The sequence below is a fragment of the Geodermatophilus sp. SMS 5-13 genome (assembly GCF_059428245.1).
The window spans coordinates 2949847-2968650 of sequence record NZ_CP165729.1 but is presented as its reverse complement, the minus strand read 5'-3'; the positions used below and the strand labels follow the sequence as shown (position 1 = coordinate 2968650).

The following is an 18804-nucleotide window of genomic DNA, read 5'->3' as shown; positions in this document are numbered from 1 at the left end:
CACGGGCCGGTCAGCACGACTCCCGGCGCGCCTGCCGCTCGGGGTCGGCGGCCGCACGGAGGCTCTCCACCCTCGCCTGGGCCGCCATCTCGAGCCCGCCGAAGGTCTCCTCCACGTGCTCCAGCCGCTCCCGCCACGCCCGCAGCGCGTCCGCGTCGGCCAGGTCCGAGGGCTCCAGGGCCAGCAGTCCCCGGATCGAGGCATCGGCCGCCTCGAGCACGCCGGACCCGTCGTCGGCGGACCCGGCCCGCGCCGCCCAGAACACCTCGGCCCAGAGCGCGGCGACGCCGTGCCCGCCGGCCGGCGGCACGCGCTGCGGGAAGGCCCGCCGCCGGTCCCCGGCGACGGCCACGAGCCGCAGCGCCAGGAGCTCACGCACCCCCCGCAGGAACTCCGGCGCCAGGGCCATCCGCGCCGGCCCCGACGCGGCGCCGATCATCCGGTCGTAGGCGTCGGCCACCCGCTGCCCGGCCCGCTGGGTGCGGTCCCACAGCTCGTAGCCGGTCAGCCGCGCGAGGGGGCCGGGTGCATCGTCGTCCGCCTCGAACCCGTCGCTCACGCCGCGGACGGTAGAGCCCCCTGCTGACGTCCTCTGGCCGACCCGCCGCCCCGGGGCCGGCACATGGGCCAGCGCGCCGACCCGACGGCTGCTGGAATACGGTCCCGAGTGGGGCGGTCAACCGCAGATCGTCCGGCAGGGTCGAACGGGAAGGATCGCTCGTGGCCGCCATTGACGCCGTGCTCGACGACGCGGGACTGAAGAACGGTCGCGTTCGCGACTTCGTCCGCCACTGGGCCGAGCACACCGGCGCAGCGCGGATCGAGGTGGTCAACGCCTCCGACGACGAGCGGCTGACCCGGGAGGCGCTGGAGGCCGGCGAGCTCTTCCCCGCCGGTGAGGGCCGGTACTACTCCCGCAGCCACGTCAAGGACACCGCCCGCTCCGAGGAGCGCACCGTCGTCGCCACCAGCGACCCGGGGGACAAGGGCGTCTACAACAACTGGCGGCCCGCCGAGGAGATGCGCCCGCTGCTCGAGGAGCGCATGCGGGGCGCGTCGGCCGGCAAGACGATGTACGTCGTCCCCTACCTGATGGCGCCGCCGGGCTCCCCGCTCGCGCGCTACGCGACCGGGGTCGAGCTCACCGACGCCCGCACCGTCGTCCTGCACATGATCCGGATGGCGCGGGTCGGTGTGGAGCACGTCGACGACCTCGACGACCCGGACAGCTTCGTCCGCGGCGTGCACGTCACCGGCGACCTGGAGAGCCTGGGCCAGGGGACGCCGGACGACCAGCGCTACTTCGTGACCGTGGCCGACGAGCGCACGATCCTGCACTACGGGTCCTCCTACGGCGGCAACGCGCTGCTCGGCAAGATCGCGCACGGCCTGCGCCAGGCCGCGTACGACGGCTGGAAGTCGGGCGAGTTCCTCGCCGAGCAGTTCATGCTGCTCGGGATCACCGACAAGCAGACCGGCCGCACCTATCACGTCTGCGGCGGGTTCCCCAGCGCGTCCGGCAAGACGAACCTGGCGATGATGCTGGCCCCCGACGCGCTCGGCGACCGCTACCACGTCACCTTCTACGGCGACGACATCGCGTGGCTGCGCGTCGATCCCGAGGACGGGCGGGTCTACGCGATCAACCCCGAGTTCGGCGTGTTCGGCGTCGCCAAGGACACCAACGAGAAGACCAACCCGACCGCGGTCGCCGCGATCGGCCCGGGCACCGGGACGATCTTCACCAACGTCGCCTACAACGAGGAGACCGGCGACGTCTGGTGGGAGGGCAAGACGCCCCAGCCGCCGGCCGACACCGAGGGGTGGCGGGACTGGACCGGGCACCCGGTCAGCGAGCGCCCGGCGGAGGCCGGCGACTCGGCCTGGGCGCATCCGAACAGCCGGTTCACGACGACGCTGGCCAACGTCCCGAACGTGGCGTCGGACTTCGAGACCCCGCGCGGCGTGCCGATCGACGCGATCATCTTCGGCGGCCGCACCCGCGACCGGGAGCCGCTGGTCCGCGCGATCCCCGACCTCGCCGAGGGCGTCTACGACGGCCTCACCCTGGGCGCCGAGGCCACCTTCGCCGCCGAGGGCACCGAGGGCGTGCTGCGCTACGACCCGATGTCGATGCGGCCGTTCATGTCCTACTCGGAGGGCGCCTACGCGGCGCACTGGCTGAAGGTCATCGGCGCCGCGCAGGACCAGCCGATCTTCGCCCACGTCAACTGGTTCCAGCGGGACCCGGACGACGGCTCCTTCCTGTGGCCGGGCTACCGGGAGAACCTGCGTCCGCTGCTGTGGCTGGTCCAGCTCAAGGCCGGCGAGGTGAGCGGCCGGCAGACGCCGGTCGGCATCGTCCCCACCGAGCAGGAGCTGGACCTGCGCGGCCTGGACCTGCCGCCCGGCGTCCTCGAGCGGCTGCTCACCATCGACACCGACCGGTGGCGGCAGGAGATGGCCTACCGCGAGGAGCACCTCGCGCAGTTCGCCGACCTGCCGGAGGAGATCTGGGCGGCGCACCGCCGGGTCGCGGCGGCGCTCGACGCAGAGGCGGGGTGACCCCGGCGGGCGCCGGACCGGCGCCCGCCGGCGGTCGTCACACCGGGCGAGCGAGCAGCTCGCGCAGCACCTCGTCGATGAACTGGTTGTCGGGCTCGTAGAAACCCAGCCCGGCGAAGTGGCCGTAGATGGTGTCGATGACCCGGACCTCGCCCTGCGGGATCGACTTCGACCACGCCACCTCGTCCTCGGGCGGGAAGTAGAGGTCGGTCCGCGCCGGGATGGAGACGACGGGGCAGCGGATGGAGCGCAGCGCGGCCTCGGTGTCCCCGTCGAAGCCCGGCGTCTTGCCGACGTCCCCGTTCTCCCAGGTCCACAGCATGGCCAGCAGGTCGTTGGGGTCCTTGTCGTCGAGCCAGTAGCCCTCCCACCAGCCGGTCAGGAAGTCGTCCAGCGTGGGGTGGCCCATCGCCCGGTACTCGCGGTTCCAGTAGAACGCCTGCGAGAGCCCCCAGCCGGCGTAGATGCGGGCGAACGCGCGCATCCCCCGCGTGGGCGGGGCCTCGGGGGAGTAGAGGCCGCCCTTGAAATCGGGGTCCAGGGTCAGCGCCGCCCGCAGGCCCTTCAGGAAGACCTTGTTGTGCTCGCTGGTCCTCGGCGCCCCGACGATGGGCGCGGCGCGCTTGACCATGTCGGGGTGGCTGACCGCCCACTGGTAGGTCTGGGCGGCGCCCATCGACGAGCCCAGGACCAGTTCCAGCGACTCGATGCCCCACTTCTGCGTGACCAGCCGGTACTGCGCCTCGATCTGGTCGTAGAAGGTGACCGGCGGGAAGTACGGCCCGTTGAACGGCGGCGGGGTGTTGCTCGGTGAGCTCGACAGCCCGTTGTTGATCTGGTTCGGCACGACGATGAAGTAGCGGTCCGGGTCGCAGGCGAGGCCCGCGTCGATGGTCCACTCGTTGGCGTCGTGCCAGGCGCTGTACCAGGTCGGGTGGACGATCACGTTGGACTTGTCGGCGTTGAGCGTGCCGAAGGTCTTGTAGGCGACTTTCGCCCCGCGCAGTACCCCGCCGTGCTGGAGCGGGAGATCCCCGATGTCGAACAGCTCGTAGTCGGTTGGCGCTGGCATGGCCCCTCCGTTTCCTCGGTGGCGTGGAGAAGCGTCCAACCGGGCCGGGTGCCGTGGCAATGGCCCAGGGCAGTTGTCCGAGGACGGGTCCAGGGGCGAGGGTGGTCCATGGCGTCGAATCCCTCGTACGAGCAGTCGAAGCAGGTGGCCGAAGCCAGCCGTGAGACCGAGTGGACCAAGCCGTCGTTCGGCAAGGAGCTCTTCCTCGGCAACTTCCGCCTCGACCTGATCCACCCGCAGCCCGACCTCGATCCGGCCGCCGTGCGGAAGGGGGAGGCGTTCCTCGAGCGCCTGCGCGCCTTCCTCACCGAGCGCGTCGACCGGCAGCAGATCGAGCGCGAGGCGAAGATCCCCGCCGACGTCGTCCGGGGCCTCGGGGAGCTGGGCGCCCTCGGCATGAAGATCCCCGAGGAGTACGGGGGGCTCGGGTTGAGCCAGGTCTACTACAACAAGGCGCTGGCCATGGCCGGCACGTGGCACTCGGCGATCTCGACGCTGCTCTCCGCCCACCAGTCGATCGGCCTGCCGGAGCCGCTGCGCCTGTTCGGCTCCGAGGAGCAGAAGCGCGAGTGGCTGCCCAAGCTCGCCACCGACCACGTCTCGGCGTTCCTGCTCACCGAGCCGGACGTCGGCTCGGACCCGGCGCGGATGAGCACCACCGCGGTCCCGACCGAGGACGGCACGGGCTACCGGATCAGCGGCACGAAGCTGTGGGCCACGAACGGCGCGGTCGCCGACGTGGTCGTGGTCATGGCCGTGGTCCCGAAGTCCGAGGGTCACCGGGGCGGCATCACCGCCTTCCTCTGCCCGTACGACCAGGAGGGCATCACGGTCGAGCACCGCAACGAGTTCATGGGGCTCAAGGGCCTCGAGAACTCGGTGACCCGCTTCGACGACGTCTTCGTCCCCACCGGGGACGTCATCGGCGGGGAGGGCAAGGGCCTGCGGATCGCGCTCACCACGCTCAACACCGGCCGCCTGTCGCTGCCGGCGTTCTGCCTGGGGGAGGCCAAGTACGCGCTGCGGATCGCCCGCGAGTGGTCGGCCGAGCGCACGCAGTGGGGCAAGCCCATCGGCAGGCACGACCCGATCGCGCAGAAGCTCGCCTGGCTGGCGGGGACGGCGTTCGGCCTGGAGGCGGTGCTCGACGTGTCCAGCCGCCTGGCCGACGACAAGCGCAACGACATCCGCATCGAGGCCGCGCTCGCCAAGCTCTACGGGTCGGAGCTGGGCTGGACCGCCGTCGACGAGATGATCCAGGTCCGCGGCGGCCGCGGGTACGAGACTGCGGAGTCGCTCGGCCGCCGCGGGGAGAAGCCGGTGCCGGCGGAGCAGATGCTGCGGGACATGCGGATCAACCGCATCTTCGAGGGCTCCACGGAGATCATGCACCTGCTGATCGCCCGCGAGGCCGTCGACCAGCACCTGCGCGTGGCCGGCGACCTGGTCCGCCCCGACGCCGCACTCGCCGACAGGACGCGAGCCGCGGCGAAGGCGGGCGGGTTCTACGCCACGTGGTTCCCGACGCTGACCACGGGCGCCGGGCAGCGTCCCCGCGCCTTCGCCGAGTTCGGCGACCTCGCCAAGCACCTGCGCTACGTCGAGCGCCACTCCCGCAAGCTCGCGCGCTGCACCTTCTACGCCATGGGCCGCTACCAGGCGCGCCTGGAGCAGAAGGGCACGCTGCTCGGCCGGATCGTCGACATCGGCGCGGAGCTGTACGCGATGGCGTGCGCGTGCGTCTACGCCGACACCATCGCCCGCGAGCAGCCCGACCGAGGGCAGGGGGCCCACGAGCTGGCCGATCTGTTCTGCGGCCAGGCCCGCCGCCGGGCCGACACGCTGTTCGCGGAGCTGTGGGCCAACGACGACGACGCCCAGTACCGGGCCGCGCAGCAGGTCCTCGCCGGCCGCTACGCGTGGTTCGAGGACGACGTGCTCGACCCGGCGGGCGACGGCCCGATGATGCCGAGCCACGCGCCACCGGCCGCCGAGCAGTTCGTGGGGGAGCCGTCGGCCGAAGCGGTGGGGGCCGCGGCCGCCGGGTGAGGGGCCCTCAGCTGACCGGGGGCGGGACGCTCTCGGCGCTGGCGGCCAGGGCGGGGTCCCAGCCGCAGGCCGCGCACGAGTGGCGGATGACCGAGCGCCCGAAGGTCACCGCCTCCCGGTGCGGGTCCGCGGCGCGGCGGACGTCGTCCCAGTCGAGCAGGAACTCGCCGAGCTCCGGCTCCCAGCGCGCGGCCGGCGGCTCGAGCCGGGCGTCCGGGTACTCGCGCGGCGCCGGGTGGGCGTAGCCGTAGAACGCCGCGCGGGGGTGCCGCTGGTCCCCGGGCCACCAGCCGACGGCGATCTCCTGGGCGTCCATGGCGTTGCGCATGATGAAGTCGTCCGCCGGCGGGTCCGCCGGGCGGCCCGAGAAGAAGCTGACCGCGAGGTCGAACGACCCCCACCACGCGTGCAGCGGGGTCGAGCGGCCGCGGTAGGGAGCGCGGAGCTCGGCGAGGGCCAGGGCCGCGCGGGTCGCCGCGGCGAAGTAGGTCCGCACCTGCCCGGGGTCGTAGGTGGCGTGCTCGCCGTCCTCGTCCAGCGGCGTGGACCACGGGGTCTCCTGGGGCCGGGGGTCGAACGTCACCGGCCCGGCCAGCCCGCGGACGGCGGCGAGCACCTCGCGCGTCACCTCGCCGACGGAGCGGTGCGGGGTGAGCGGGACCCGGTGCCGCCGTCCGTCGCTGTGCTCGACGACCGCGGAGTGGTCGTGCAGGTCCAGGACGACGACGAGGGCGCCTGACCCGTCCGGCGCGGGCAGCGGCCGGGTCTCCCAGCCGCGGCCGGTCAGGCGCAGGGCGGCGTGCTGCAGCTGCGGCTCGGGGGGCGCGAGGACGGCGGAGAGCTTGCCGAGGACCTGGGTGTGCGCATGGAGGGTGTCGCAGGTCGCCTGCCACTGCTCGTAGGGGAGCGCGGGCCAGTCCCGGGACGAGGGCACGGGACAAGCTAGCGCCAGGAGCGCGGGGTCGGCGCCCCCTTCGCGGGGCCGTTCCGGTGGCACACTCGACCGATGCCTGAGCGGTACACCGCCGTCGGCCTGGTCCCCGCCGTGCGCGGCATCCGCACGCGTGCCGACATCGGGCGGAATCTCGAGCACATCGCCCACCTGTTCAAGGCCGCGTCCTGGCTGTCGAGCCTGGACCTGCCCGTGCGGCTGGTCGCGATCCCCGAAGGGGGGCTGCAGGCGTTCAACGACGAGGTGCTCGACCTGGACCACGTGACGTTCGCGAACGAGTGCGCGATCGACATCCCCGGCCCCGAGACCGATTTCCTCGCCGATCTCGCCCGCAGCTACGACACCTTCGTCATGGCGCAGGCAAAGGCACGCCACGAGGCCTTCCCGGACCGGTTCTTCAACGTGGGCTTCGCGCTGGATCCGCGGGGCGAGATCATCCTGAAGCACTACAAGCTGACCACCCTCTACCCGGTGGAGCACTCGATGACCCCGCACGACGTGTGGGACCGCTGGGTGGAGCTGTACGGGCTGACCCTCGACGCGTTCTTCCCGGTCGCCGACACCGAGATCGGCCGGCTCGGCGTGCTGATGGCGAACGAGGGGTCCTATCCGGAGAACGCCCGCGGGCTGGCGATGAACGGGGCGGAGGTCGTCTACCGGGCGTCCTATCCGCATCCGCACACGGGCAACGAGTTCTTCGAGATCCAGAGCCGGGCGCGGGCGCTGGACAACAACTTCTACGTCCTGGCGCCGAATCTCGCGACCTACTACCTGTACCCGGAGTCGACGGATCCGATCGACACCTTCGGTGGCCGGTCCATGGTCATCGACTTCAAGGGGCGGATCGTCGGGCAGCACCTGTACGGGGCCGGCTCGTCCTACGTCGCCGGCACGATCGACATCGCCGCCCTGCGCCATTTCCGGACGCATGCGCTGTGGGACAACTGGGCCAAGGACCTCCGCACCGAGCTGTACCAGCTCGTCTACCGCGACTCGGTCTACCCGCCCAATCTCTACGCGGAGCGGCCGCCCTTCGACCACAAGGAGTTCCGCGAGCAGGTGATCGCCCGGCAGATCGAGCTGATGGTCGAGCGGGGCGTGTGGGTGGCGGACGGCGGACCGGACGCCTGAGGAGGAGGTCGTCGAGATGGTCTTCACGATCCAGCCGCACGTACGGCTGCAGGAGTGGGTGGCCGAGGAGCACGGGTTCTTCACCGCGGAGGGGCTGGACTACGAGTTCGACGTCCACGGCTTCGACATGGGCTCCGCGGCCACCGTGAGCTCCGCCGGCGCGGCGCCGCTCCCGGTGCGCAGCGGCGCCTTCGAGGACATGGCGGCCGGCCGCGCCTCCGACGTCTCCTGTGCCTGCCACTGGGCGGTGAACGCGGCCGCCACCGATCGGCACGGCAAGATGTACGGGAAGGCGTACTCCGTCTGCCCCGCCGGCATCTACGTCGCGCCGGACTCGCAGCTCGAGCGGCCGGAGGACCTCGCGGGCGTCGAGGTCGGCGTCGGCTTCCACTCCGGCAGCCACTACTCCGCGCTGCAGGCGCTGGAGGCGTTCCTGGACCGCAGCGACGTCGCGCTGAGCTTCGTCGGCCGGCCCTTCGACCGCGTGCGGCTGGCGCTGGCGCGGCGCGTCGCCGCCGTCAACGTGTGGGGGTCGCAGGCCTACCTGCTCGAGCAGCTGGGCTTCCGCAAGCTCGTCGACACCTCGTTCGTCATGGGCTTCCTGCTGTCCCCGCAGGCGGACCCGCAGGACGTCGAGCGGTACTTCCGGGCGCTCCTGCACGCCCAGCAGGAGATCGACCTCGAGCTGCCCCGCCACAGCCACCACTGGGCCCGGGAGCTGCCGCCGGACCTGCTGGAGCTGGTCGACGTCCGCCGCTTCGGCCCGGGGGAGCGGATCGTGCCCCAGCCCTACACCCGGGAGATGTTCGAGCGGACGCAGGGCTGGATGCGGGAGTGGGAGCTGCTCGACGTCCCCGCCGCGGCCGGCGCGCGCTACCAGGAGGCCGTCGTCACCTGAGGCCGGGAATCATGTGCCGGCGCACGCGTTGACACGATCGAGGCACCGACCGTGTCCCGGTCACCGGCCATCCACGGGCGATCCCGTCTCCTGTGAGACGCTTGTCGTGGCCCGCGGCGTCGATCCAGCCGGATCCGCCGGGCGGCTCGGCGTCCGGAGCGAAGGTTCTCCGCCCGGGACGCCCTCGTCCCGTCCGCGGGACCGAGCGGCATGCCGCCGCGGCGGCGGTGCCGGCATGTCAGAGGAGGAGATCCGTGGCTCGACCAGGCCAGCGCCGGAGCGGCGCTCGCCGTCCCGCCCCGCGCGACCAGCGACGGGGGCGCCGCGACGGCGACGTGCTCGCCGTGCTCGCCCGGACCGTCCGTGAGGTCGAGGCGGCCGCGCAGCGCGGCCGCGTGACCCCGGCCGTCCGCGCGAAGTTCCAGGCGATCGCCCTGCTGCTGCGAGACGAGCGCGCCCGCGTCCAGGCCGACGGCGGGAGCGAGAGCCGCCGGACCGAGCAGCTCAAGCGCCTGGACGGGATCGCGCAGATCCTCGCGACCACCGCCGTCCGGGACGCCGGGCTGCTGGCGCTGCTCGCCGAGGACGCCGTCGTCTCCGACGCGGCCCGGTCGCTCAAGCGCGACCTGCTCAAGGCCGGCGGCGTCGAGCCGGCCCCCGAGGAGGTCCCGCCGCCGCCGGCCCCGGCGGCGCCCGCTGCTCCCGAGCGCCGCGTCGTGCCCCAGTCGGTGATCTCCCGGCAGCTGGCCAACCCGTTCCTCGCCCCGGACTTCTCGGCCGTTCCGCAGCGGGTCTCCCGCCCCCGCCGGCTGGCCGGGTGGGAGCTGCTCGACCCGCTCTTCAACTCCTTCGAACGCGCCGGGAGCGGCGATGCGGCGGTCATGCCCCTGCCCGCGCCGTCCTCGCTGCACGGCCCGCAGGGGCTGGAGCTGATGCCGCACCAGGCGCAGGTCGTCGCTGCCGCCGCGGTCGGCCACCGGACCTTCCTGCTCGCCGACGAGCCCGGCCTGGGCAAGACGGCCCAGGCGCTGCTCGCCGCGGAGGCGGCGGGGGCCTACCCGCTGCTCGTGGTCGTGCCGAGCGTCGTCAAGACCAACTGGGCCCGCGAGGCCGGCATGTGGACGCCGAACCGGTCGGCCACCGTGGTCCACGGCAACGGGGCCGAGGTCGACGGCTTCGCCGACATCGTGATCGTCAACTACGAGGTGCTCGACCGCCACGTGGGCTGGTTCGGCGACTTCGGGTTCCGCGGCATGGTCATCGACGAGGCGCACTTCATCAAGAACAAGACCTCCCAGCGCTCGCAGCACGTCCTGGAGCTCTCCGAGCGCATCCGGACCCGGAGCCCGCGACCGCTGCTGATGGCGCTCACCGGCACCCCGCTGATCAACGACATCGAGGACTTCCGGGCGATCTGGCAGTTCCTGGGCTGGATCGACGACGCCAAGCCGCTCGGCGAGCTGATGGACGCGCTCGAGGACACCGGCCTGACCCCCGCCGACCCGGGTTTCTACCCGGCCGCCCGCCGCTGCGTGATCGACCGCGGCATCGTCCGCCGCCGCAAGGTCGACGTCGCCGCCGACATCCCCGCCCGCCGCATCGCCGACCTCCCCGTCGAGCTCGACGGGCCGGCCGGCCGCTCGATCCGGGCCGCCGAGCGCGACCTCGTGCGCCGGATGACGGCCCGCTACGACCGCGCGCTCGCGGCCCGCGGGTCCGACGACGTCGTCGAGGGCGTCGACGACGCCCTCGTGCGCCGGGTGGCCCGCGCGGAGCTCAAGGACGCGACCACCACGACCGGCGAGAACGTGTTCACCATGATGCGGCGCATCGGCCAGGCCAAGGCCGGCCTCGCCGCCGACTACGCGGCGCAGCTGGCCCGCAGCGCCGGCAAGGTGGTGTTCTTCGCCAAGCACGTGGACGTGATGGACGCCGCCGAGGAGGCCTTCGCCCGGCAGGGGGTGCGCTTCTCGTCGATCCGTGGTGACCAGACGCCCACCGCGCGGCAGAAGCAGATCGACGCCTTCGTCAACGATCCCGACGTCGCCATCGCGGTCTGCTCCCTGACCGCGGCCGGCGTGGGCCTGAACCTGCAGGTCGCCTCGAACATCGTGCTCGCCGAGCTGTCCTGGACCGACGCCGAGCAGACCCAGGCCATCGACCGCAGTCACCGGATCGGCCAGACCGAGCCGGTCACCGCGTGGCGCCTCATCGCGGCGCAGACCATCGACGCCCGGATCGCCGAGCTGATCGACAGCAAGGCGGGGCTCGCCGCGCGGGCGCTGGACGGTTCGGACGAGGAGATCGTCCCGTCGGCCGACGTGCAGCTCGAGGCCCTGGTGGCGTTGCTGACCGACGCGCTGCGGGAGTCGCCGCAGGGGGCCGCTGCCGGCCACTGACGGTCGCTCCGGGGCGGTGGTCCGTGTCCCTGGGCGGGCATCCGGTGGCCCTCGGTGACGGCACGTCCGGGACGGTCCGATCGGGGCCGGCCACCGGCCGTTTCCGCGGCGGAGCCCGGCACGATGCCCCCACCTCCGGCACGGACGCCGAACCGAGGAGGCCGGCATGAAGCCGCCGCCGTTCAGCTACTCCGCACCCACCTCCGTCTCCGACGCCGTCGCCCTGCTCGTCGAGCACGCCGACGAGGAGCCGCGGGTGCTCGCGGGCGGGCAGAGCCTGGTCCCGCTGATGAACTTCCGGCTGGCCCAGCCCGGCCACCTGGTCGACCTGCGCCGGGTCTCGGGCCTGGACCGCATCGGCTACGACGGCGACGTGCTGGTGATCGGCGCCATGGTCCGGCAGGCCACGGCGGAGCGCAGCCCCGAGGTCGCGCTGACCGCGCCCCTGCTGGTCGAGGCCCTCGGCCGGGTGGGGCATCCGACGATCCGCAACAGCGGCACCGTCGTCGGCAGCCTCGCGCACGCCGACCCCGTCGCCGAACTGCCGGCGGTCGCGCTCGCGCTGGGCGCGGAGCTGACCGCCGCCGGCCCGGCCGGCGAGCGACGCATCCCGGCGGGTGAGTTCTTCCAGGGCCCGTTCACGACCGCCCTGGCGCCGGACGAGCTCCTGACCGAGGTCCGGCTGCCGCCGTTCCCCGGGGGGCACGCCTTCGTCGAGTTCGCCCCCACCCACGGCAACTTCGCGGTCGTCGGGGTCGCCGCCCTCGTCGCGGTCGACGACGGGCGGATCGAGCGGGCGGCCGTGGCCGTCAGCGGGCTCGGCCCCACGCCGCTGCGGCTGACCGCCACCGAGCGGGCCCTCGCGGGCAGCCGGGCCGACGGCGCCGCGATCGGCCCGGCGGTCGACGCGGGGCTGGCCGGCCTGCAGCCGACCGGCGACGTGCACGCCGACGCCGCCACCCGGCTCGACATCGCCCGGGCGTACGTGCGCCGCGGCATCGAGCTGGCCCTCGCCCGTGCCCGCGACCGGAGGTGAGAGCGCGATGACCGACACGCAGGAGATCACGCTGACCGTGAACGGGGACGAGCACCGGCTCGCCGTCGAGCCCCGCCGGCTGCTGGTGGACGTGCTGCGCGACGACCTCGGCCTGCGCGGCGCGCACATCGGCTGCGAGAACGGGGTGTGCGGCAGCTGCACGGTGCTGATCGACGGCGCCAGCGCGCGGTCCTGCATCACCCTCGCGGTGCAGGCCGACGGGCGTGCGGTGCACACCGTGGAGTGCCTGGCGCGTGGCAGCGAGCTGCACCCGCTGCAGGAGGAGTTCTGGGAGAAGCAGGCGCTGCAGTGCGGCTACTGCACCCCCGGGATGCTCCTGCGGGCCCTCGAGATCCTCGAGCGGGACCCCGACCCGACGCCCGAGCGGGTGCGCGAGGAGATCGCCGGCAACCTGTGCCGCTGCACCGGCTACCAGTACATCGTCGAGGCGATCGTGGCCGCGGCACCACGGATGCGGCACGCCTGGGACCCGACGATCCCGACGGAGGCCAAGGTATGACCACCATCGAGCGCCCCGCGCCGCCGGTGCGGGATCACGAGCGGCCGCGCAAGTGGGTGGGCAGGAGCATCCGGCGCATCGAGGACCCGAAGTTCCTGCGCGGCCGCGGCGGCTACATCGGCGACCTGGTCACCCCGGCCACGCTGCACGCGGCGGTGCTGCGCAGCCCGCACGCGCACGCCCGCATCGTCTCCATCGACACCACGGCCGCAGCCGCGCTCGCCGGCGTGCACGCCGTCCTGACCGGTGCCCGGGCCGCGGAGCTCACCGATCCGCTGCCCGACTTCGGCCCGGCCCCCGAGAAGCACTGCTGGCGCTGCCTCGCCGTCGACAAGGTGCGCTACGTGGGGGAGGGCGTGGCCGTCGTCGTCGCCGACGACCGGTACGTCGCCGAGGACGCGCTGGCACTGATCGACGTCGAGTACGACCCGCTCCCGCCCGTCGTCGACCCGGAGCGCGCGCTCGAGCCGGGGGCGGCGCTGGTGCACGAGGCGCTGGGCGCCAACCTCGCCTACGAGCGGACCTTCGACTTCGGCGACGTCGACGAGGACTTCGCCGGCGCCGACCTCGTCGTCCGCGACCGGCTCCGCTGGCACCGCTCCGGCGGGCAGCCGCTGGAGACCGTCGGCGCGCTCGCCGACTTCGACCCCGGCACCGGGCAGCTCACGGTGCACACCAACTCGCTGTCGTTCACCAGCTACCTGTTCCTGGTGGCCACCAGCCTGAAGATGCCGGTGAACAAGCTGGACATCCGCCCGGTGCCGGCCGGGGGCAGCTTCGGCTCCAAGCTGTTCGTCACCAAGCCGCTGGTCCTCGCCGCCATGTGCTCACGGCTCGTCGGCAGGCCCGTGGTCTACCTCGAGGACCGGGTCGACAACATCTCCAACTGCGACCACCACGGCAGCGACCGGGTCTACGACGTCGAGCTGGCGGTCATGCGCGACGGCACGCTGCGCGGGCTGAAGATCGACGTGGTCGACGACTACGGCGCCTACATCCAGTTCGGCGTCGGGCACCACGGCAACGCGCTGGCCCAGGTCACCGGCCCGTACACGATCCGCAGCGTCCGCTACCGGGTGCGGGCGGCGCTGACCAACAAGAACCAGCAGGGCGCCTACCGGGGCTTCGGCTCGGAGGTCAACAACTGGATGCTCGAGCAGATGGTCGACAAGGCGGCCCGCGAGCTGGGCATCGACCCGGCGGAGATCCGGCGGCGGAACTTCATCGACCCGGAGGACTTCCCGTACTTCATCCCCACCGGGAACGTCTACGACTCCGGCAACTACCCGGCCGTCCTGGACAAGGCCCTCGAGCTCGGCGAGTACGACCGCTGGCGGGCCGAGCAGGCCCGCGCCCGGGAGCAGGGCCGCTACCTGGGCATCGGGGTGATCTCGGCGCAGGAGCGCAGCGTCTTCTCGGCCACGGAGTTCTGGTTCTGGTTCGACTCGCCCGGGGCGCCGGTGACGTCGATGCCCGAATCGGTCACCCTGACCGTGGACGCCACGGGCGGCATCACGGCCACGCTGTACTCCTGCGCGTTCTGGGGCAACAGCCCGGAGACGATGGTGGCGCAGTTGGTCGCCGAGGAGTTCGACTGCGACCCGCACGACGTCGCCGTCGTCTACCACGGCAGCCAGGGCGGCCTGCCGGCCACCGGCCCGGGTGGCTCCCGGACGACGGTCATGCTGGCCGGCGCCGTCGAGGGCGCCTCGGAGAAGATCAAGACCAAGGTGCGCCGGGCGGCCGCGGAACTGCTGGAGGCCGACCCCGACGACCTCGAGTGGGTCGACGGCGGCTACCAGGTCAAGGGCGTGCCCGAGCAGCGCAAGAGCCTCGGGGACGTCGCGATCGCGCTGCACCTGTTCAAGCACAGCTTCCCCGAGGACGTCGAGAGCGGGCTGGAGGAGAGCAAGGTCTTCGACCACCCGTACACCACGATGCCCTCGGCCGACCGCAAGGACCTCGGCGTCTTCTACCCGTTCATGGGCCACGCCTGTCACGTGCCGGTGGTGGAGGTCGACGTCGCCACGGGCCGGGTGCGGATCCTGGCCTACGCGGCGGTGCACGACTGCGGCACCCTGGTCAACCCGCGCTCGCTGGCCGGGCACATCGTCGGCGGCACCGCGCAGGGCATCGGCACCGCGCTCTACGAGGAGTTCGTCTACGACGACGAGGGGCAGCTGGTCACCAGCAGCTTCCTGGACTACCCGATCCCGACCGCGATGGAGGTGCCCGAGCTGCGGATCGGGCACGTGGAGACGCCGTCGCCGTACACCCCGCACGGCATCAAGGGCGGCGGCGAGGGCGGTCGCATGATGGCCCCCGCCGCGCTGAACGCCGCGGTGAACGACGCCCTGGCGCCGCTCGGGGTCCGGGTCACCGAGCTGCCCATGACCCCGGACCGGCTGCGCGCGGCGCTGCGGGCCGCGGACCGGCGGTGAGCGACCGGGTCGCCGTCGTCACCGGTGCGAACCGCGGGATCGGCCGGGCGATCGCCGGCGCTCTCGCCGCGAGCGGTTTCGCCGTCGCGGCGACCGCGCGCGACCCGACGACGCTCGTGGACACCGTCGCCGAGATCGAGAAGGCGGGCGGAACGGCCGCCGCGTACCGCTGCGACGTCGCCGACGAGGGCTCGGTCCGGGCGATGGCCGACGAGGTGCTCGGCGCGTGGGGCGGGGTGCACACCGTCGTCGCGAACGCGGGAGTGGCCGGCCCGACGGCGCCCGTGCACGAGATCTCCCTCGCGGAGTGGCGCGGGTGCCTGGCCGCCGACCTGGACGGCGTCTTCCTGACCTTCCGGGCCTTCGTCCCGTCGCTGATCGACGCCGGCGAGGGTTCGCTGATCGCCATCTCCTCGATGACCGGCAAGCGGCCGCTGCTGCACCGCGCGCCGTACGCCGCGGCCAAGCTGGGCGTGATCGGGCTGGTGCGCACCCTCGCGCTGGAACTGGGGCCGCACGGGGTGCGGGTGAACGCGGTGTGCCCCGGCGCCGTCGCCGGCCCCCGGATCGACGACGTGATCCGGAAGCAGGCCGCCGCGCGCGGGGTGCCCGAGGCCGAGGCGCGCGCGGCGTTCACCGCGTCCTCGCCGCTGGGCCGGCTGGTGGCGGCCGACGAGGTCGCCCGCGCCTGCGCGTTCCTCGCCTCGGACGCCGCCTCGGCGGTCACCGGCGAGGACCTCAACGTGACCGCCGGCGTCGTCATGTACTGACCGAGGGAGGATCCCGTGCAGCTGATCGACCTGTCCCAGGACATCTACGAGGGCATGAAGGTCTACCCGGGCCACCTGAAGACCGTCCAGTTCGAGCACGCCACGCACGAGGAGACCGCCCCGCGCTTCGAGGGCGGCTTCTCGTTCCAGACCACCGGCTTCATGCTCAACGACAACGGGCCCACGCACGTCGACTCGTTCTCCCACCTCGACCCGGCGCCGGGCGCCGAGACGATCGACCAGATGTCGCTGGACCTGTTCTTCGGGACGGCGGTCTGCCTGGACGTCACGGAGTTCAAGCCGCAGACCGACATCACCGCCGAGGACCTCGACCGGATCGAGCAGGAGTCCCCGGTCGAGGTGCGCCGCGGGGACATCGTGCTGTTCCACACGGGGACGTGGAACCAGTACGCGGGGGACAAGCTGTACCTCACCGAGTTCGCCGGGCTGGGGGAGTCCGCCGCGGAGTGGATCGTGCAGCGGGGCGTGAAGACGTTCGGGGTGGACAGCCCGACCCCGGACAACCCGGCCAGCCGGACCTATCCGGTGCACATGATGTGCCGGCGTGAGCACATCACCCACTATGAGAACCTGGCCAACCTCGACCGCGTCGTGAACACCCGGTTCACCTTCGTCGGCTTCCCGCTGAAGCTGTGCGGCGCGCACGGCGGGCCGACCCGGGCGGTCGCGCTGGTCGACTGACCGGGGGCCTCAGCCCCGGATGGCCCGGATCACGGGGGCGTACACGGCAGGGTCGATGCGGGCGTCCACCAGCTGCGGGCCCTGGCCCGCCTGCAGCAGCGCCCGGCGCAGCGTGCCGACGTCCTCGGCGACCGTCGCCGGCACGCCCAAGGCCCGGGCGACGCCGGCGAAGTCCACCGGCCGGTAGCCGACGGCCCCGGTGCCGCCCTGCTCGTCGCCCTGCTTGAGCTTGATGAGGGTGAGCGTGGCGTCGTCGAACACGACCACGCTGATCGGCAGCCGCAGCCGCGCCACGGTCTCCAGCTCGGCGAGCACCATCCCCAGGCCGCCGTCGCCGACGAAGCAGACGGTCCGCCGGCCGGGCCGGGCCAGGGCGGCCGCGATCGCCGCCGGCAAGGCGAAGCCCATGGTGGCCAGCCCGTTGGAGATGAGGACCGAGTCCGGCTCGTCGGTCTCCCACAGCGGCATGGCGACGAGCATGTGCGCGCCGGCGTCCACGGCGAGCGGCACGTCGCCGAGCACCTGCCGCGTGGTGCGGACGACGTCGTGCGGGGTCAGCCGGTCCGACGCGCAGGCGAGCCGGCCGGCGTCCGCCGCCCGGACGAGGGCGCCGGTCCCGGACGGCCAGCCGGGGCGGCCCCGGCCCAGCACCGGGGCGAGCAGGTCGTCGTAGGCCCCGGTCACCAGCAGCGGGGCACCGAAGTAGGCGGTCTCCACCGGATGGCTGTGCAGCAGCAGCACCGGCGCCTCGTACGGCCACGGTCCCGGCAGCGGCTCGACCGGGTCGAGCCCCACGCCCACGATCAGATCCGCCTGCTCCAGCAGCGCCCGTTCCATCACCGCGCCGGTGAACAGGCCCGCATACGTCGGCCAGGACTCCGGCACCACCCCCTTGGCCTGGTAGGTGACCAGGACCGGGCAGTCGAGCCGCGCCAGCGCCGCGCGCACCGCTCGCGGATACCGGGCGCCGTCCAGCCCCACGACGACCACCGGCCGCCGCGCCCCGCCCACCAGGTCCCCGGCCCGCGCGAGCGCCGCGTCGTCCGGGGCGGGCGGGGCCGGGACGGCCGGCGGCGGGTCCCCGGGCACGGTGGCGTCGAAGGCCAGGTGGACGGCGCCGGCGGGACCGGTCACCGCCAGCTCCGCGGCCGCACGCACGACGGCCGCGGGATCGCCGCTGCCGAGGATGCCGCTCCACTTGGTCAGCGGCGCCGCCACGGCGACCTGGTCCAGCCGCTGGTGCGCCGTGCGCCCGGCCGAGGCCTGGGGCACCGCATCGCTGACCAGCAGCAGGGGGCGGCGGTCCAGGGTGGCCGCCGCCAGCCCGTTGGCGGCGCTGGTCAGCCCCGGGCCGCGGGTGACCACCGCGACGCCGGGAGCGCCGGTGAGCCGGCCGAAGGTGGCCGCCGCGATGCACGCGGCGGTCTCCCCGTGGGTGAGCACGAACCCGATGCCGACCTCGGCGGCCGCGCCGATCACGTCCAGGTTCGGGCCGCCGCCCGGGACGCCGAAGAGGCGCCGGACCCCGGCGGCGGCGAGCCCGTCGGCGAGCGCGGCGGCCAGCTCCCGGGACACTCCGCCTCCAGGTCACGGCGCTCGACGGTCCGCGCCACGCTAGTGCGGAACCTGCCGCACGTCACCCACTTGGACGCCGTGGGAGGGCTGGTTACAGTCCGGCGACGGCCGGTGCGTCGACGCCGGCCGCACGCCGAGCCAGGGAGCGGTCATGGCGATCAAGGTGGCCCACTTCAAGGACGTCGCGGACGGCGTCCAGCCGGGCCAGTTCACGGTCGGCGACCGCGGGGAGGCGCAGCGCCTCGACGACCTGGAGCCCGTCTACCGGCAGCTCCTCGACGAACCGGTCACGGCGGTCATCGCGGTGATGGGCGACGCCGGGCGGCCCAACCTGACGCCGGTCTGGTTCGACTACGAGGGCAACACCGTGCTGCTGAACCTGGCCGCGCACCGCAGGAAGGTGGACTGGCTGCGCAAGAACCCCGAGGCCACGTTCCTCCTCATGAACCCGCAGAACGCCTACCACTGGCTCAGCATCAAGGCGACCGTCGTCCGCGAGGTGTCCGAGGACGACCCGGGCCAGAGCGAGCGGGTCAACGCGCAGCTGAACAAGATCTTCAACAAGTACACCGGCGGCGACGTCTACAGCCTCCGCGACCCGTCGTTCGACGAGCGGCGGATCCTCTTCGAGCTCGAGGTCGACTCGGTCGCCACGTTCGGCCGCCCCTGAACCGGCCGCTGCCCGTCCGGGAGG

General features: G+C 73.3%; 15 protein-coding genes. 11 read left to right on the top strand and 4 right to left on the bottom strand.

What is annotated here, in order from left to right; all coding sequences use genetic code 11:
- Positions 1-10: 10 nt before the first annotated feature.
- Positions 11-559 (bottom strand): hypothetical protein, encoded by a 549-nt coding sequence (locus AB3388_RS14375; RefSeq protein WP_495405958.1) that lies wholly within the window; start codon positions 557-559, stop codon positions 11-13.
- Between the two features lie 161 nt (positions 560-720).
- Here AB3388_RS14375 and AB3388_RS14370 point away from each other — a divergent pair, with 161 nt between their 5' ends.
- Positions 721-2565, top strand: a complete 1845-nt coding sequence (locus tag AB3388_RS14370; protein ID WP_495405957.1) for a phosphoenolpyruvate carboxykinase (GTP) — start codon at positions 721-723, stop codon at positions 2563-2565.
- Between the two features lie 37 nt (positions 2566-2602).
- Here the strand turns inward: AB3388_RS14370 and AB3388_RS14365 are convergent, their stop codons facing one another.
- The gene (locus AB3388_RS14365; RefSeq protein WP_495405956.1) at positions 2603-3637 is read right to left on the bottom strand and encodes an alpha/beta fold hydrolase; all 1035 of its coding nucleotides are present in this window, start codon (positions 3635-3637) and stop codon (positions 2603-2605) included.
- A 108-nt stretch (positions 3638-3745) separates the two neighbouring features.
- On the opposite strand from AB3388_RS14365, the gene AB3388_RS14360 reads away from it, so the two are divergent.
- On the top strand, positions 3746-5686 hold the full coding sequence (locus AB3388_RS14360) for an acyl-CoA dehydrogenase family protein (protein ID WP_495405955.1): 1941 nt from the start codon (positions 3746-3748) through the stop codon (positions 5684-5686).
- Between the two features lie 7 nt (positions 5687-5693).
- Here AB3388_RS14360 and AB3388_RS14355 read toward each other — a convergent pair whose 3' ends face one another.
- On the bottom strand, positions 5694-6620 hold the full coding sequence (locus AB3388_RS14355) for a DUF5996 family protein (protein ID WP_495405954.1): 927 nt from the start codon (positions 6618-6620) through the stop codon (positions 5694-5696).
- Between the two features lie 72 nt (positions 6621-6692).
- Here AB3388_RS14355 and AB3388_RS14350 point away from each other — a divergent pair, with 72 nt between their 5' ends.
- The 8 genes from AB3388_RS14350 (at position 6693) to AB3388_RS14315 (ending at position 16535) form a co-directional block, all read left to right on the top strand.
- Positions 6693-7769 (top strand): nitrilase-related carbon-nitrogen hydrolase, encoded by a 1077-nt coding sequence (locus tag AB3388_RS14350; protein WP_495405953.1) that lies wholly within the window; start codon positions 6693-6695, stop codon positions 7767-7769.
- Positions 7770-7785: 16 nt separating this feature from the next.
- Entirely contained in the window at positions 7786-8667 is an 882-nt protein-coding gene (locus AB3388_RS14345; RefSeq protein WP_495405952.1) for an ABC transporter substrate-binding protein, read from the top strand.
- 254 nt (positions 8668-8921) lie between these two features.
- The gene (locus AB3388_RS14340; RefSeq protein ID WP_495405951.1) at positions 8922-11066 is read left to right on the top strand and encodes a DEAD/DEAH box helicase; all 2145 of its coding nucleotides are present in this window, start codon (positions 8922-8924) and stop codon (positions 11064-11066) included.
- A gap of 166 nt (positions 11067-11232) precedes the next feature.
- A complete protein-coding gene (locus AB3388_RS14335) occupies positions 11233-12102 on the top strand; it encodes an FAD binding domain-containing protein (RefSeq protein ID WP_495405950.1) in 870 nt (289 codons plus the stop codon).
- A 7-nt stretch (positions 12103-12109) separates the two neighbouring features.
- A complete protein-coding gene (locus AB3388_RS14330) occupies positions 12110-12622 on the top strand; it encodes a (2Fe-2S)-binding protein (RefSeq protein WP_495405949.1) in 513 nt (170 codons plus the stop codon).
- The gene (locus tag AB3388_RS14325) at positions 12619-15063 is read left to right on the top strand and encodes a xanthine dehydrogenase family protein molybdopterin-binding subunit (protein ID WP_495405948.1); all 2445 of its coding nucleotides are present in this window, start codon (positions 12619-12621) and stop codon (positions 15061-15063) included. The genes AB3388_RS14330 and AB3388_RS14325 overlap by 4 nt, the downstream gene beginning before the upstream one ends.
- A complete protein-coding gene (locus AB3388_RS14320) occupies positions 15060-15833 on the top strand; it encodes an SDR family NAD(P)-dependent oxidoreductase (protein WP_495405947.1) in 774 nt (257 codons plus the stop codon). The genes AB3388_RS14325 and AB3388_RS14320 overlap by 4 nt, the downstream gene beginning before the upstream one ends.
- A gap of 15 nt (positions 15834-15848) precedes the next feature.
- Entirely contained in the window at positions 15849-16535 is a 687-nt protein-coding gene (locus tag AB3388_RS14315) for a cyclase family protein (RefSeq protein ID WP_495405946.1), read from the top strand.
- Positions 16536-16544: 9 nt separating this feature from the next.
- Here AB3388_RS14315 and AB3388_RS14310 read toward each other — a convergent pair whose 3' ends face one another.
- Positions 16545-18110 carry a thiamine pyrophosphate-binding protein gene (locus tag AB3388_RS14310; RefSeq protein WP_495405945.1) on the bottom strand — a complete coding sequence of 522 codons (1566 nt, stop codon included), beginning with the start codon at positions 18108-18110 and terminating at the stop codon, positions 16545-16547.
- Between the two features lie 151 nt (positions 18111-18261).
- Here AB3388_RS14310 and AB3388_RS14305 point away from each other — a divergent pair, with 151 nt between their 5' ends.
- On the top strand, positions 18262-18780 hold the full coding sequence (locus AB3388_RS14305; protein ID WP_495405944.1) for a pyridoxamine 5'-phosphate oxidase family protein: 519 nt from the start codon (positions 18262-18264) through the stop codon (positions 18778-18780).
- The last annotated feature ends 24 nt before the right edge of the window (positions 18781-18804 follow it).